We start from the raw sequence: 14,955 nt of genomic DNA, 5'->3' as shown, positions 1-14,955 counted from the left end.
CGCGCCCGCGCAGCCGGTCGGAGCCGCCGCGAGCGACGCGTGATGGCTCGACCGCGGCCCGCACGTGCCGTTCAGCCTCCGCGCCGTCGAGGAGATCGTGAAGCGCGCGTCATGACCCCTTGTCCGGCGGAACATCGTCGGCCAGCGCCTTGCGTCGCGCGGCGTGGACGGCCGCGAGCCAGTGCGTCTTCGCCGGGTCGCTGTCCCACGGCGGGGCCTCCCGGTAGAGCGAGTCCCAGAATTCGCGCGCTGCCGCCTCGGCCGTCGCAAGCTCGCTCTCGCCTTCGGGCGCGTCCTCGACGGCATCCACGAGAGCACGCCATGGGTCCGAGGCGAGGCCGGTGAGGCTCGACCACGGTCGAGCGGGCTCTCCGTTGAAGAGCCCGTCGCTGCTCTGGAGATAGCCTTCATAGGCGCTCTGAGCCAGGGCGCTTCGCCGGCGACCGTTGACCTCGTTCATGCACGCGTGGCGATAGGACTCGGCCCATTCGCGGTCCTCCTCCGGCACGTCGTCTCGCCAGGCGCTCGCATAGAGATCGCGCAGCTCCTGCTGGAGCGCCCGATACTCCTTGGTATCCGTGCAGTGACTCGACGCGTCCCAGAGGGCTCGGTTGCGCGCCGCGCTCGGCCCGGGGAGATGGAGCAGCGTATTCACCGGCCAGAACCGCGCAGGCTCCAGCCTCGGGCCGATGGGCCTCGTCATGGAGCTCGGGAGCCCGCGGCGCCCGCGTCGAAACCCCCTCTGAAAGGCGCGGAGCGCCGAGGGCCGGTCCACCTCGGGGGCATCGTCGGCCGTCAGCGCCCGCCAGAGCGACGTCCGGTGGAGGCGCGCTGCCGGATCGCCCGTCGCGCCCTCGCCCTCGCCCGCGACCGTCTGCGCGAAATCCACGACGAAGGTAAAGAATGCGCTCTTGACGGCTTCGAGCAGCATCGGCCACGGCGGAGCGGGCTCCTTGTCGAACCGGCCCGGGAGACTCTGGAGAGAGCCCGCGTCCAGCCTCGGGCGGATGGCCTCGGGCCGCGAATCGTTGACCCACCTCCCGAATCTCTCGCGATGCGCCTCGGCCCATGCGCGGTCCGCCTCGGGCAGGTCGTCGTGCCATACTTCGGCGTACAGCCTGCCCAGCGTTTCGAGGTCCATGTTCCGACCCAAGGTGTCCTGGGGCGAAAATAGGTGACTCGCCGTGCCCGCCTCGACGTCGATGCGCCGCATGCGGTACCACACGCGCGACGTTCGGAGCGTCATGAATGATCCCCTGGTTCACCGCCCGTCGGGTCGGTGGGTTGCTCGCCCGGAAGGTCCGTCGGCCGAGGTGGGCACCCCCAGTCTGGCCCCGCGCCGAGCGGGCAGAGGAGCGGGACGAGCTCAGGGAAAGCAAATCCCGGAGGCGGCGCCGGGAGCGAGATCAGCCAATCGATCAGGTCGTCGAGTGTGATCGATCTGGGGTTCGTCAGGTTGGACGGCACCTTCTCCGGCTCATAGCGGAAGTCCCACACGAACCTGCACTCGACGTTCGTCACGCCCGGAACCTGCTGCTCGTTCAAGATCTTGCTTTCCATGGCCTTGCCGCCCACGGCTTGGAATTTGTCGGCACACATCGTGTAGGTCACGGGGATATCTCCTGAGTCGAGGAGACAGTCGAGCAGCTCAGCGACGGTGTACGTCGGCTCCTGGTCGTTCCAGCCGCTCCAGGTGCCGCCGGCCTTCAACCGGCACTGGAGCTTGCCCACCTGATCGTTGGGATCCTTGTATAGTTTAAGCCACCTCACCGCGTTGACGTTCATGTTCCACTTCTCCCAGGACGATAGCGTCTCTGGCGGCAGCATCGCGATCCGCCGTCTCAGCTCCTCGCGATCGCCGGGGTCCACGATCGAGCAGGCGAGGGCGATCACGGTGACTGCAGCGATCGCCAGAGCCTTCAGGAGCCGATTCATGCGCGAACGATCTCACGGCAGGCGGTGAGCATCAACGCACGGCAGGCGGTGAGCATCACGCAGCCCCAGGCAGAGCCGCGGGCGCCCCGACCCGACGCACACGCCGGCGTGTGCGACCGACGCGGATGTACTCGACGTGCTCGCGTCGGTGGCGTCCACGCCCAGCGTTCCGCGCATGTCGCCGCATGCACAACATCTAACGGCTGTCAAGTTGCACTGCGCCAGCGCGGACCGCGCCGCCCGCAGTGGACGCCGCGCCGGCCCGTCCGGCACCGCCGCACCTCCGCCCTCCGCGCGAGCCCGCCGGGCCCCTCGCCCAGCGGCGCGTGTTAGCTTGCTCCGCGCCGGCACGATGCCGTGCGGCCACCCCCGTCATCGAGGAGATCATGAAGCGAGAGAAGCGACTGACCAAGCGCGAGCGGAAGGCGCTCGCGCCGCCGCGCCCGGCCCAGCAGCAGCAGCACGAGCACCAGCACATCCACTGCGTCGCCTGCGGCAAACACCTCGATGCGGTGGAGTTCGGGGCGCAAGGGACGGCGACATGGCTCCAGTGCCTGCACCGGTCGCGCTTCGCTTCCTGCACCGAGTGCGTCGACATATCGAAGCGCCTCCTCGCCGAGCACGACCGCACCGGACGGCCAGTGCAGTCCGCCCAGGCCTGGCACTGAGACGCCGAGAACGGAACGCGGCGCGCCCGCCTGAAGCGCCCGCCGCGCGCCCGCCTGACGCGCCCGCCAGCTCGCCCGCCACCGCCTGAGCACGCTCGCACGCACGCAGCAGACGCCCCGGACCGGTGTCAGCCACACCAGGGACGGTCAATCGATGGAAGCCATGGCGTCTCGGTAGTCCAAAGTACGCTGTCGTGTCCGCTCCTGTGCGCCGCCCCGCATTTCTGCCGTCGTCCGGTGTCGCACACCCGCGCTGAAGCGTGCGGCCTCCCACCTGACCGGCCGTTCTTCACCGAACGCCGCGCCGACGACGCGCGTCCTCGCTCGCTCACCCCCGCGGCCGTCCACCCCGGATACGCTTGCGCCCGGCGCCCTTTGCGCCAATGGTTTGCGCCCCATATTCATCATCTCGGAGGATCTGCATGACGAAACCAATCCGCCGCGCGGGCGTCATCGGCGCGGGCGTCATGGGCAGCGGCATCGCCGCCCACTTCGCGAACGCCGGCATCGAGGTCCTGCTCCTCGATATCGTGCCCCCGAACCTCACCGACGCCGAGCGGAAGGACCCGGCCGCGAGGAGCCGGTTCGCCGCAGGCGGGCTCGAGAAGGCCCTCAAGGCCAGGCCCGCCGCGTTCTTCCACCCCTCCCACGCCCGCCTCGTGCGCACCGGCAACACCGAAGATCACTTCGCCGAGCTCGCCCAATGCGACCTCGTTATCGAGGCGATCATCGAGAAGATGGAGCCGAAGCGCGCCCTCTTCGCCCGCCTCGAGCAGGTCATGCGGAAGGACGCGATCGCGGCGTCGAACACCTCCGGCCTGCGCATCGAGGAGATGATGCAGGGGCGCTCCGAGGACTTCCGCAAGCGATTCCTCGTCATGCACTTCTTCAACCCGGTCCGGTACATGAAGCTCCTCGAGCTCGTCGCCGGCCCCGACACCGACCCGGCCGTCGTCGCCCGCGTGCGGAAGTTCGGCGAGGACGTGCTCGGCAAGGGCATCGTCTTCGGCAAGGACACCCCGAACTTCGTCGGCAACCGCATCGGCACCCACGCGATGCTCACCGCCATCCACCTCATGCTCGAGGAGGGCCTCGCGCCCGAGGACGTCGACGCCATCACCGGCGTCGCCATGGCGCACCCGAAGAGCGCGAGCTTCAGGACCGGCGATATCGTCGGCCTCGACACCTTCGCCCACGTCGCCGACAACTGCTACGCGGCGCTCGAGCGCGACGAGGACCGCGAGGTCTTCAAGGTGCCCGCCTACATCCGCAGCATGATCGAGGCGAAGCTCCTCGGCGACAAGACGAAGGGCGGCTTCTACCGCAAGGCCAAGGAGGGGCTCGAGACGCTCGACCCCGCCAAGCTCCAGTACCGCCCGCACGGCGGCGACGAGGCGATCAAGAAGGCCACGAAGTCGTGCGAGAAGGTCGAGGACCCCGCCGCGCGCGTGAAGAAGCTCGCGAACGACCCCGGCAAGGCAGGGCAGTTCGCCTGGAAGGTGCTCTCCCGCTCGCTCGCGTACACGGCGCGCCGCGTGGGCGAGATCGCCGACAGCATCGTGGCGATCGATGACGCCATGCGCTGGGGGTACAACTGGGAGCTCGGGCCGTTCCAGACCTGGGACGCGCTCGGCTTCGCCGAGACCGTCGAGCGCATGCAGAAGGACGGCATCAAGCTGCCCGAGTCGATCCTCCGCATGAAGCAGCGCGGCGCGACCTCGTTCTACCGGCAGGACGGCGCGGTGTTCGACCTGCTCAAGGGAGAGTACGTCGCACGCGAGGTCGATCCGCGGAACGTCACGCTCGCCGGCGCGCGCCGCGGCGTGAAGCCCGTGCTCGCCAACGACGGCGCCGAGGCGTGGGACCTCGGCGACGGCGTGCTCGGCGTCACCTTCAAGACCAAGGCGAACAGCCTCGATCCGGACTCGATCGGGATGCTCTCGCTCGCCGCCGAGAAGGCCGAGCAGGACTTCCGCGCGCTCGTGGTCTTCAACCAGGGCGAGCACTTCTGCGTCGGCGCCAACCTGTTCCTCGTGGTGATGGCCGCGGGCAACAAGGACTGGGAGGCGATCCGCAAGATGGTGAAGGGCTACCAGGACGCGACGCAGCGGCTGAAGTACGCGAGCGTCCCGGTCGTGGCCGCGCCCTACGGGATGACCCTGGGCGGCGGGCTCGAGCTCTGCTTCGCGTGCGACGCGGTGCAGGCCGCGGCCGAGACCTACGCGGGGCTCGTCGAGGTCGGCGTCGGCCTGATCCCGGGCGGCGCGGGGACGCTCAACATGCTCTGGCGCGCGTTCGAGGGCATCCCGGAGGGCGTGCCGGTGAACTCGTACGACCTCGTGACGCAGGTCTTCAAGAACATCGCCCTCGCCAAGGTCGCGACCAGCGCGGACGAGGCGAAGGCGCTCGGCTTCTTCCGCAAGACCGACGGCGTCTCGTTCGACCGGGCGCGCCAGCTCCACGAGGCGAAGGCGCGCGCCGTCGGCCTGGCCGAGGCCGGGTACCACGCGCCCGTGCCGCGCGCCTACAAGCTCCCGGGCGAGAGCGGGATCGCGACGCTGCAGATGATGATCGACACGCTCGTCGCCGGCGGCCACGCCAGCGAGCACGACGCGAAGATCGCGCGCAAGCTCGCCGAGGTGCTCTGCGGCGGCGCCGGCGGCGCGGCGCGCGAGGTGACCGAGGAGGAGATCCTCGAGCTCGAGCGCGAGGCGTTCGTCAGCCTGTGCGGCGAGCCCAAGAGCGCTGAGCGGATGCAGTACATGCTGATGAACAACAAGCCCCTCCGGAACTAGGTGAAAGCCATGGTCGACGTCGTAATTGCAGAGGCCGTCCGCTCGGCCGTTGGCCGGGCCCACAAAGGGTCGCTCGCGCAGAAGCGCCCCGACGAGCTCGCCGGCGAGGTCGTCGCCGCGCTGCTCAAGCGCGTCCCCCAGGTGAAGCCGGCGGACGTCGAGGACCTCGTCCTCGGCTGCGCCATGCCGGAGGGCGAGCAGGGGCTCAACGTCGCGCGCCCCGTCTCGCTCCTCGGCGGGCTGCCGCAGGAGGCGTCCGCGATCACCATCAACCGCTTCTGCTCGAGCGGTCTCCAGGCGATCGCGATCGCGGCGGGCAGCATCGCGATGGGGTCGCTCGACATCGCCGTCGCCGGCGGCGTCGAGTCGATGACCATGGTGCCGATGACCGGCAACAAGCTGAGCGCGTCGCCGGAGGTGATGGAGCGCTGTCCGACGGTGTACACGCCGATGGGCATCACCGCGGAGAACGTGGCGAACCGGTTCCAGGTGAGCCGCGCCGACCAGGACGCGTTCGCGCTGAGGAGCCACCAGAAGGCGGCGGCGGCGCGCGAGGCCGGGCGCTTCGAGGACGAGATCGTGACCGTGAAGGGCGTGCGCTACGAGAACGGCAAGCGCGTGACCTTCGACTTCCGCGCCGACGAGCTGATCCGCAAGGAGACCACGGCCGAGGCGCTCGCGGGGCTGAAGCCGTCGTTCGCGGTGAAGGGGAGCGTCACCGCGGGCAACAGCTCGCCGCTGTCGGACGGCGCCGCCGCCGCGCTCGTGATGAGCAAGGCGAAGGCGGACGCGCTCGGCGTGAAGCCGCTCGGGTACTTCCGGTCGTTCGTGACCGTCGGCGTCGACCCCGCCATCATGGGGATCGGCCCGGTGCCCGCGGTGCGGAAGCTGCTCGCGAGGACCGGGCTGAAGGTGGCCGACATCGACCTCTTCGAGGTCAACGAGGCGTTCGCGTCGCAGGCCGTCTACGTGCAGCGGACGCTCGAGATCCCCGAGGAGAAGCTCAACGTGAACGGCGGCGCGATCGCGCTCGGCCACCCGCTCGGGTGCACCGGCGCGAAGCTCACCGCGACCGCCCTCCACGAGCTCCGCCGGCGCGGCGGCCGGTACGCCATCGTCACGATGTGCATCGGCGGCGGCATGGGCGCGGCCGGCCTTGTCGAGCTGGCCCGCGCGACCGCGAGCGCCTGATCCTGGCCGGGGCGCGGCCCGCCGCGGCGCCGCGCTCCGGCTTCCCCGCGGCGGGTCGATGGCCTATAGAGGGGCCCATGCCCACCCACCTGACGACGTTTCAGGGGTCGATCCCCGACGCCTTGAAGCGGGCCATCGAAGAGAAGATCGAGGGCTCCACCGCCGAGGTGACCGGCGGCGGAGGGCACTTCAACCTCGTCGTGACCTCACCGGTGTTCGCCGGCAAGAGCATGCTGGAGAGCCAGCGGCTGGTCTACAGCGCGATCGCCCACCTCATGGCCGGCGACCTGGCGCCCGTCCACGCCATCGACAGCCTGAAGACTCGGACGCCCTGAGCGAGGCTCACCCGCACAGGAGACGGGCCCACCTCGACGTTTTCGGTGCTCGGCGTACGTGAGTACGCCTGCGCGCCGAAAACGCCGATCTGGGCCCGTCTCCTGTGCGGGTGAGCCCCGCTCGGCAGGCGGAGATCAGCGCAGGCGCAAAGACGCCGCCGTCCACCAGGGCTCGACCTCGCAGGTGCTGCTGCAGCCGTCGCCGTCGACGGTGTTGCCGTCGTCGCACGCCTCCCGCGCGGTATGGATGCCGTCACCGCACACGGAGACGCACTTGCTGGGCTCGCCGCTGCACGTGTAGCCGAGCGTGACCTCGCAATCCGGGCTGCAGCCGTCCGCCCCGACCGTGTTGCCGTCGTCGCACGCCTCGGTGCCGATGAGCAGGCCGTCGCCGCAGAGCGGGCCGCAGACGCTCGGCTCCCCGACGCACCTGTAGCCCGCCTCGATCACGCAGACCCCGTTGCAGCCGTCCTCGCCCGCGAGGTCGCCGTCGTCGCAGGTCTCGGCGCCGCGCAGCAGGCCGTCGCCGCACATCGTCGAACAGATGCTCGGCGCGCCGGCGCAGGTGTACCCGGCCTCGATGGCGCAGCCCTCGCCGCAGCCGTCCCCCGCCGCGGTGTTGCCGTCGTCGCACCCCTCGGCGCCGGCCACCGCCCCGTCGCCGCACACGGCGTCGCCATCGCCGCCGCCGCCGCCCGCGCCCCCGCCGCCCGCGTCGCCGGCGCCGCCGCCGCCGCCCGCGCCCGCGTCGCCGCCGCCTGCGCTCGCGGTGCCGCCGGTGCCCGCCGTCGTCGCGCTCGACACGGCGCCCGACCCGCCCCCGCCCGATCCAGCCCCGCCGCCGCTGCCGTCGTTCGGGCCTCCCTGCCCGCACGCAACGAGCGCCACGGCCGCGAGCGCCGCGGCCGACCCAGTCCACCTCGTGAGCAGCATCTATCCCTCCAGGAGCGAGATCTGCGAGCGACGGTGGCCCCCATCGACTCCGTACCGAGCACCTGCCGCCGCAATCTCCCTCGGAATACCCGTCTCCGATAACCAGGGACAATTCTAGCGCTGCTGGCGCGCTCGTCGCCCGGCGCGCACCTCGGCGCGCCGGGATCGCGCGGGGGAGGGCGGTTTTCCCCGTCAAATCGCGGGCGATCCGGCGATGAGGCGACCCGCGCGCGGGGCCCCTCCCGCGCCGGGCCGCGCCCGCGCCCGAGGGGCCCGCCCCGGCGGCGGCCGAGGCCCGCGGCGCCGTCTGTTTGACACCGGAATTCGCGCGGTGGTACGTGGCGCCGAGCGCCAGCTCCAGGTGCGCTTGCCCCACCGCGACCTCACGAACCCGAGGACCCTGCCATGACGCCTCGCTCTCCGTTGCTCCCCGCCGAACCGCGCCCGGGCGCGCCCGACGCGCCCGACGACCGGCGCGCGCCGCCCCCCCGCAGCCAGCAAGGCCGGCCCCGTCGCCCGGGCGCCGCGCTGCTCTCCCTCGCCCTCGGCGCCGCCATGACCGCCGCAGCCGCGGGCGAGGCCGCGGCCCAGACGCGCACGGGCGACGGCAGGAACGGCGACGGCATGGACCTGCACCTGTTCCGGCCGGCGGTCGACTCCAAAGGCCTCTTCTCGGTCAACGGGGCGGACGTCCTCGGCGCCAACGACATCAGCCTGGGGCTCGTGCTCGATTACGGGCACAACATCTTGCCGCTCTCCGAGAACGACCAGGGAACGAAGGTGATGCTGAATCACGCGTTTCAGGGCACGTTCCAGTTCGATTACGGCATCGCCAACTTCCTGGTCGTCGGCCTCTCCGCCCCGGTGGTGCTCAACGGGGCCAACGCGATCAACGACATCGGCCCGGGACCCGGCAGCAATTACGACGACGACTCGCTCGACGCCCAGGCGCTCGGCAACCTGGCGATCCACGCCAAGGTGCGCCTGCTCCGCCCCGATCAGGACGTGATCGGGCTCGCGGTGATCGCCCAGGCCGGCGTCGGCGTCGCCGGGGCAGAGGACTTCGCCGCGGACCCGGGGTTCTTCTTCTGGCCGCAGCTCGTGCTGGAGAAGCGGTTCGGCATCACCAACCCGTTCCGGATCGCGCTGAACGTCGGCTACCGCGGCCACACCGGGAAGAACCCGGCGTTCGGCCTGCGCTCGGACAACGCCACCTACCAGCTGAAGCACGGGGACTTCGAGTACTCGGACCTGCTCACCGGCGGGTTCGGCATGAGCTACCGCGTGCTCACGCCGCTCGACCTCGTGGCCGAGACCTACATGACGCAGCAGCTCGGCGGCGGCGAGAGCAGCAAGCAGAAGCTGTCGGCCGAGGCGGTCGGCGGCATCAAGCTCTTCATCGAGCGCAACAGCTTCCTCATGCTCGGCGCCGGCGTGGGGTACACGCCCGGCTTCCAGGCGGCGGAGCAGCGCGCGACCATCGGGTTCGTCTTCGAGCCGTCGATCGGCGATCGCGACGGCGACGGCATCAAGGACGATCAGGACGACTGCCCCGACGAGCCGGAGGACTACGACGGCTTCCAGGACACCAAGGCGGACTCGCCCCCCGGCAAGTACGGCTGCCCGGATCCGGACAACGACGAGGACGGCATCCTCGACGTCGACGACCGCTGCCCGAACAACCCGGAGGACCGCGACGGCGACGAGGACGACGACGGCTGCCCGGAGGGGAGCGACGGCGACCGCGACGGCGACGGCATCCTCGACTCGCGCGACAAGTGCCCGGACGAGCCGGAGGACCGCGACGGCTTCCAGGACAAAGACGGCTGCCCCGATCCCGACAACGACAAGGACGGCATCCCCGACAAGTCCGATCAGTGCCCGAACGATCCGGAGGACCGGGACGACTTCGAGGACGAGGACGGCTGCCCCGATCCCGACAACGATCGGGACGGCATCCCCGACGTGGTCGACAAGTGCCCGAACGATCCCGAGACGTTCAACGGCCTCGAGGACGAGGACGGCTGCCCGGACAAGGGCAGCGTCGTGATCGAGGAGAACAACATCGTCATCCTCGAGAAGATCCAGTTCGCGACCGGAAGCGCGGAGATCCTCCCGGAGTCGTTCGGCATCGTGCAGGCCGTCGCCGAGACGCTCAAGCACCACCCCGAGTTCACCATGATCGAGGTGCAGGGGCACGCCGACGAGCGCTCGGCCGACGCGTACAACCTCAAGCTGACGCAGGCCCGCGCGGACGCGGTCGCGGCGGCGCTCGCGGAGCGCGGCGTCAACAAGAACACGGTGCGCTCGATGGGCTACGGCGAGTACTGCCCGATCGATCCGGCCCACAACGCGGCGGCCTGGGAGAAGAACCGGCGCGTCGAGTTCAAGGTCGTGCGCACCGACAAGGGGCCGACCAACGTGGAGCTCGGCTGCGCGCTGGCCCGGTCCAAGGGCGTCGTCCCGCCGCCGCCCTGAGCGGCGCGCGGCGGGCCGACCGCGCGCGGCCGATCTGGACAGGACAGGTCGGCCCGGGGGAGAGTGGCCCCATGAACGCCCGCGCCCCGCTCCCCGCCGCCGCGACCCTCGCGGCGGCGGCGCTCGCCGCCCTGGCGGGCGGCTGCATCGACACCGACGCCGCCGTGTTCGTCGAGCCCTCCATCGCCGCGCCCGAGGCGACCGTCTCGTCGAGCGCGCTCGGGACCGGCCTTCAGGCGAGCTTCGCGCTGAAGCTCCACCTGGGCCCGCGGGCGAGCGGGCCGAGCCGCGTCGCCGTGCGCGGGTTCGAGATCTCGAGCGCCGATCGGAAGACCGCGATCGTGGCGCCGCTCCCCGCCGAGACCACGACGCCGCTGCCGGTCGAGGTCGCTCCGGACAGCGACGTCACCGTGGAGTTCGCCTTCGATACGGGCGCCGCGGGCACGACGCTGCCGGCCGACGCCGCGGCGGCGCTCTGCGCCGCGGAGGGGATCCGCGTCACGGGGACGATCGAGGACTCGCTGGAGGACGGGGCGACGCCGGTCGCCTCCGCGGTGTTCCACGCGCGCTGCCCGTGACGCGCCGCGCGGCGGCGCAGGAGAGCGCGGCGGCGATCTCCGCGCTCTCCCGCGCCGCCGCGCGCGCGCCGCGCTAAAATGCGGACCATGGCGCAACGACAGCCCACCCCCCCGCCGCAGACCGACGCGGATCGCGCGCTCCGGCCTCCGGCCCACGAAGGTGAGAGCGACGCAGGCGCGCCCCGCACCACGAACGGCGGCGGCGGCGACGGGCTCGGGCTCGACCAGGACGGGCTCGCGGCGCTCCGGCGCGCGGTGGCGGCGTGGCGCGAGGGCCCGGTCGCCGAGGCGTCGGCGCGCTTCCCGCCGCGCAGCGAGCGCTTCACCACCTGGAGCGGCGTCGACGTGCCCGACCTCGCGACGCCGGCCGACGCGCCGGTCGACTACGCGGCGGAGCTCGGGCTGCCCGGGGAGTACCCGTTCACCCGCGGCGTCCAGCCCACGATGTACCGCGGCAAGCTCTGGACGATGCGGATGTTCGCGGGCTTCGGGACGCCGGAGCAGACGAACGCGCGGTTCAAATACCTGCTCGCCGAGGGGCAGACGGGCCTGTCGACCGCCTTCGATTTCCCGACGCTCATGGGCTACGACTCCGACTCTCCGCGGTCGCTCGGCGAGGTCGGGATGTGCGGTGTCGCGGTCGACACGCTCCGCGACATGGAGGTGCTCTTCGACGGCATCCCGCTCGATCAGGTGACCACGTCGATGACCATCAACGGCCCCGCCGTGGTGCTGCTCGCGTTCTACATCGCGCTCGCCGACAAGCGCGGGATCCCGCGCAAGCGGATCGGCGGCACCGTGCAGAACGACTGCCTGAAGGAGTTCATCGCCCAGCACGCCTGGCTCGTCCCGCCGCGCCCGGCGATGCGCGTCGTGACCGACATGATCGAGTTCTGCGCGCGCGAGGTGCCGCGGTGGAACTCGGTGTCGATCAGCGGATACCACATCCGGGAGGCGGGCTCGACCGCCGCGCAGGAGCTCGCGTTCACGCTCGCGGACGGGCTCGCCTACGTCGAGAGCTGCATCGAGCGCGGCCTCGACGTCGACGCGTTCGCGCCGCGCCTGTCGTTCTTCTTCGACGTCCACAACGACTTCTTCGAGGAGATCGCGAAGCTGCGCGCCGCGCGCCGCATGTGGGCGCGGTTCCTCAAGGAGCGCTACGGGGCGAAGAAGGCCGAGAGCATGAAGCTGCGCACGCACGCGCAGACGGCCGGCGTCTCGCTGACGGCCCAGCAGCCCTACAACAACGTGGTCCGCGTCTCGCTCCAGGCGCTCGCCGCCGTGCTCGGCGGCACCCAGTCGCTCCACACGAACTCGCTCGACGAGACATACGCGCTCCCGACCGAGGAGAGCGTGACCATCGCCCTCAGGACGCAGCAGATCATCGCCCACGAGAGCGGCGTCGCGAACACCATCGATCCGCTCGGGGGGAGCTACTACGTCGAGTGGCTCACCGATCGCCTGGAGCAGGAGGCGCTCGAGTACATCCGGCGGATCGACGAGATGGGCGGGATGGTGACCGCCATCGAGAAGGGGTATCCGCAGCGCGAGATCGCCGCCTCGGCCTACCGGTTCCAGCGAGAGCTGGAGTCGGACGAGCGGATCATGGTGGGCGTCAACCGCTATGCCGCCGCCGGCGAGAAGACGATCCCCCTGCTCCGGATCGACGAGGAGGTGCAGCGGGTGCAGTGCCAGAACCTGGCCCGGGTCAAGGCCCAGCGCGACCAGGACCGGGTGCGAAGCGCGCTCGCCGAGGTGCGAAACAGCGCTCGCGGTCGCGACAACCTGATGCCCCCCATCATCGCGGCGGCCAGCGCGTACGCGACCGAGCAGGAGATCTGCGACGTGCTGCGCGAGGTCATGGGCACGTACAGCGACCCGGCCGAATTCTGATCTCCCTAGATCTCCGGCGCGCGCTCCGGCGAAGGGGCGCGCGCCGGAGTGAGCATCCGATCAGGTCACGGGTCTCACGGCGGCCCTGGGAACCCCCTCAATTCGTCAGGTTGACACTTCTCTACGTCGGCCGGTAGAGTGCGCCGGCGTCAGGGTGCCGCAGTCGCGGCCCATCCGTGGCGCCGCCGTACGGTCTGCTGTTGTCGCTGCGCTGCGGCGCTGCGTGCTGTCGGTCGAGTGAGAGGATCGTCGCGGGCGACCGAGGTCGCCGCGAGGGAGCAAGCTTATGAAGAGTCGATCCATGTCGCGCCGCATTTTTGCCCTTTCGGCGCTCTTCCTGTCCGTCGGCGCCACGGCGGCTTGTGACAACAAGGGGGCCGAGTCCGGCAAGGACCCGGCGGGGGCGAACTCCGCCGCCTCGGGCCCCGGGGCCAAGGACCAGGGCGGGGCGAAGGGCGGCGCGAAGTTCGTCACCATCTCCAGGGAGCAGCAGGCGTCCTGGGTGCGCAACTTCAACCCCCTGCTCGGCGAGGGGAGCGTGCGCTTCCCCACCGTCGCCGGCATCTACGAGCCCATGATCGTGTACAACACGATGAAGGGCGAGTTCGTGCCGTGGCTCGCCACGAAGTACGAGTGGAGCGACCAGAACAAGAAGCTCACCTTCTCGACCCGCCCCGAGGTCAAGTGGTCTGACGGACAACCCTTCTCGGCGAAGGACGTCGCGTTCACGTTCGGCCTCCTCAAGAAGTTCCCGGCGCTCGATCTCTCGGGCGTGTGGAAGTTCGTCGACTCGGTCGAGGCCAAGGACGACACGACCGTCGAGTTCAAGCTCAAGGAGGCGTTCGTCCCCGGGCTCCACTACATCGGCCACCAGCCGATCGTGCCGGAGCACAAGTGGAAGGACGTCGCCGACCCGGTCACGTTCACGAACGAGAACCCGGTCGCGACGGGCCCCTTCACCGAGGTGAAGACGTTCCAGAACCAGATCTACGAGCTCGGCAAGAACCCGAACTACTGGCAGAAGGGCAAGCCGTACGTCGAGGGTCTGCGCTTCCCGGCGTACCCGGGCAACGACCAGGCGAACCTGGCGCTCATCAACGGCGAGGTCGACTGGGCCGGCAACTTCGTCCCCGACATCGACAAGACCTACGTCGCCAAGGACCCGGAGAACAACCATTACTGGTTCCCGCTCGTCGGCGGCACCGTGACGCTCTACCCGAACGCCACGAAGAAGCCGTTCGACGACATCAAGCTGCGCAAGGCCATCAGCATGGCCATCGACCGGGCGCAGATCGCCAAGATCGCGGTCAACGGCTACACGGTCGGCGCGGACGGGACCGGGCTCGACGACGCCTACGCGCGCTGGCGCAACGAGAAGGCCGCGGCGGCGGGCGACTGGACCAACTACGACGTGGCCAAGGCGAACGCCCTCCTCGACGAGGCCGGCTACGCCAAGGGCGCGGACGGGATCCGGGCGAAGGACGGCAAGCCGCTGAAGTTCGACATCAACGTCGTGACCGGCTGGTCCGACTGGGTGCGCGCGGTCCAGATCACCACGCAGAACCTGAAGGCGGTCGGCATCGAGGCGTCGCTGAAGACGTACGACTTCAGCGCGTTCTTCGAGGCGCTCCAGAAGGGCACGTTCGACATGTCGATGGGCTGGACGAACACCGAGCCCACGCCGTTCAACTTCTACCGCGATCTCATGGCGCCGGAGTTCGTGAAGCCCGTCAACGAGGCCACGACGCGCAACTGGCACCGCTTCGCCGCCAAGGAGGCCGAGCCGCTGTTCAAGAAGTTCGCGGCCGCGACCGATCCGGCGGAGCAGAAGAGCATCATCGACGACCTGCAGATGATCTACGCCCAGCAGGTGCCGGTCATCCCGCTGTTCAAGAACCCGTCCTGGGGCGAGTACAGCACGAAGCGCTTCGTCGGGTGGCCCAGCAAGGAGAACCCGTACGCCAAGCTGTCGCCGAACAACTCGCCGGACTACCTCCTCGTCCTCACCGAGATCAAGCCGAAGTGACGCTCTCTGCGCGGCGCGCCGGGCACCCGGCGCGCTGCGCGCGTCTTCGCGCGTCCTCGCACGTGCCCTAGCACGTCCTCCCGCGTAGCTCCTCCCCTCCGTCTCCGCACAAACCTTGGCCGC

The 14,955-nt window shown here is 70.5% G+C and carries 11 protein-coding genes; 8 read left to right on the top strand and 3 right to left on the bottom strand.

Annotation, left to right across the window (positions count from 1 at the left end; all coding sequences use genetic code 11):
• Positions 1 to 109: 109 nt before the first annotated feature.
• Together WMF20_RS42385 and WMF20_RS42380 are read right to left on the bottom strand one after the other, a co-directional pair.
• Positions 110 to 1,246: a hypothetical protein gene (locus WMF20_RS42385; RefSeq protein WP_437607375.1), complete on the bottom strand. Its 1,137-nt coding sequence runs from the start codon at positions 1,244 to 1,246 to the stop codon at positions 110 to 112.
• The gene (locus tag WMF20_RS42380; RefSeq protein ID WP_437607373.1) at positions 1,243 to 1,935 is read right to left on the bottom strand and encodes a hypothetical protein; all 693 of its coding nucleotides are present in this window, start codon (positions 1,933 to 1,935) and stop codon (positions 1,243 to 1,245) included. Before WMF20_RS42380 ends, WMF20_RS42385 begins: the two co-directional genes overlap by 4 nt.
• Before the next feature lie 386 nt (positions 1,936 to 2,321).
• Between WMF20_RS42380 and WMF20_RS42375 the strand changes: the two genes are divergently transcribed.
• The 4 genes from WMF20_RS42375 to WMF20_RS42360 all read left to right on the top strand — a co-directional run bounded on the left by WMF20_RS42375 (position 2,322) and on the right by WMF20_RS42360 (position 6,924).
• Positions 2,322 to 2,603 carry a hypothetical protein gene (locus tag WMF20_RS42375; RefSeq protein WP_437607371.1) on the top strand — a complete coding sequence of 94 codons (282 nt, stop codon included), beginning with the start codon at positions 2,322 to 2,324 and terminating at the stop codon, positions 2,601 to 2,603.
• 422 nt (positions 2,604 to 3,025) lie between these two features.
• Positions 3,026 to 5,398, top strand: coding sequence for a 3-hydroxyacyl-CoA dehydrogenase/enoyl-CoA hydratase family protein (locus tag WMF20_RS42370; RefSeq protein ID WP_437607370.1), 2,373 nt, complete (start codon positions 3,026 to 3,028; stop codon positions 5,396 to 5,398).
• 9 nt (positions 5,399 to 5,407) lie between these two features.
• Positions 5,408 to 6,589, top strand: a complete 1,182-nt coding sequence (locus WMF20_RS42365; protein WP_129579568.1) for a thiolase family protein — start codon at positions 5,408 to 5,410, stop codon at positions 6,587 to 6,589.
• Between the two features lie 77 nt (positions 6,590 to 6,666).
• Positions 6,667 to 6,924, top strand: coding sequence for a BolA/IbaG family iron-sulfur metabolism protein (locus tag WMF20_RS42360; protein ID WP_020740589.1), 258 nt, complete (start codon positions 6,667 to 6,669; stop codon positions 6,922 to 6,924).
• Positions 6,925 to 7,059: 135 nt separating this feature from the next.
• Here the strand turns inward: WMF20_RS42360 and WMF20_RS42355 are convergent, their stop codons facing one another.
• Positions 7,060 to 7,857 (bottom strand): DUF4215 domain-containing protein, encoded by a 798-nt coding sequence (locus tag WMF20_RS42355; protein WP_437607368.1) that lies wholly within the window; start codon positions 7,855 to 7,857, stop codon positions 7,060 to 7,062.
• A 405-nt stretch (positions 7,858 to 8,262) separates the two neighbouring features.
• On the opposite strand from WMF20_RS42355, the gene WMF20_RS42350 reads away from it, so the two are divergent.
• From WMF20_RS42350 to WMF20_RS42335, 4 genes are all read left to right on the top strand, one after another.
• Positions 8,263 to 10,335, top strand: a complete 2,073-nt coding sequence (locus WMF20_RS42350; RefSeq protein WP_437607366.1) for an OmpA family protein — start codon at positions 8,263 to 8,265, stop codon at positions 10,333 to 10,335.
• A 71-nt stretch (positions 10,336 to 10,406) separates the two neighbouring features.
• Complete coding sequence (locus tag WMF20_RS42345) at positions 10,407 to 10,913, top strand: hypothetical protein (RefSeq protein ID WP_437607365.1); 507 nt, start codon at positions 10,407 to 10,409, stop codon at positions 10,911 to 10,913.
• A gap of 87 nt (positions 10,914 to 11,000) precedes the next feature.
• A complete protein-coding gene (locus WMF20_RS42340) occupies positions 11,001 to 12,806 on the top strand; it encodes an acyl-CoA mutase large subunit family protein (protein ID WP_437607364.1) in 1,806 nt (601 codons plus the stop codon).
• A gap of 286 nt (positions 12,807 to 13,092) precedes the next feature.
• Positions 13,093 to 14,832 carry an ABC transporter substrate-binding protein gene (locus tag WMF20_RS42335; protein WP_207217636.1) on the top strand — a complete coding sequence of 580 codons (1,740 nt, stop codon included), beginning with the start codon at positions 13,093 to 13,095 and terminating at the stop codon, positions 14,830 to 14,832.
• Positions 14,833 to 14,955: the final 123 nt, after the last annotated feature.

Source organism: Sorangium sp. So ce834 (genome assembly GCF_051521425.1).
In the GTDB taxonomy this organism is placed as follows: Bacteria; Myxococcota_A; Polyangia; order Polyangiales; family Polyangiaceae; genus Sorangium; species Sorangium cellulosum_D.
Note: the sequence above shows the minus strand (reverse complement) of the source record. Positions and strands in the feature narration are given on the sequence as shown.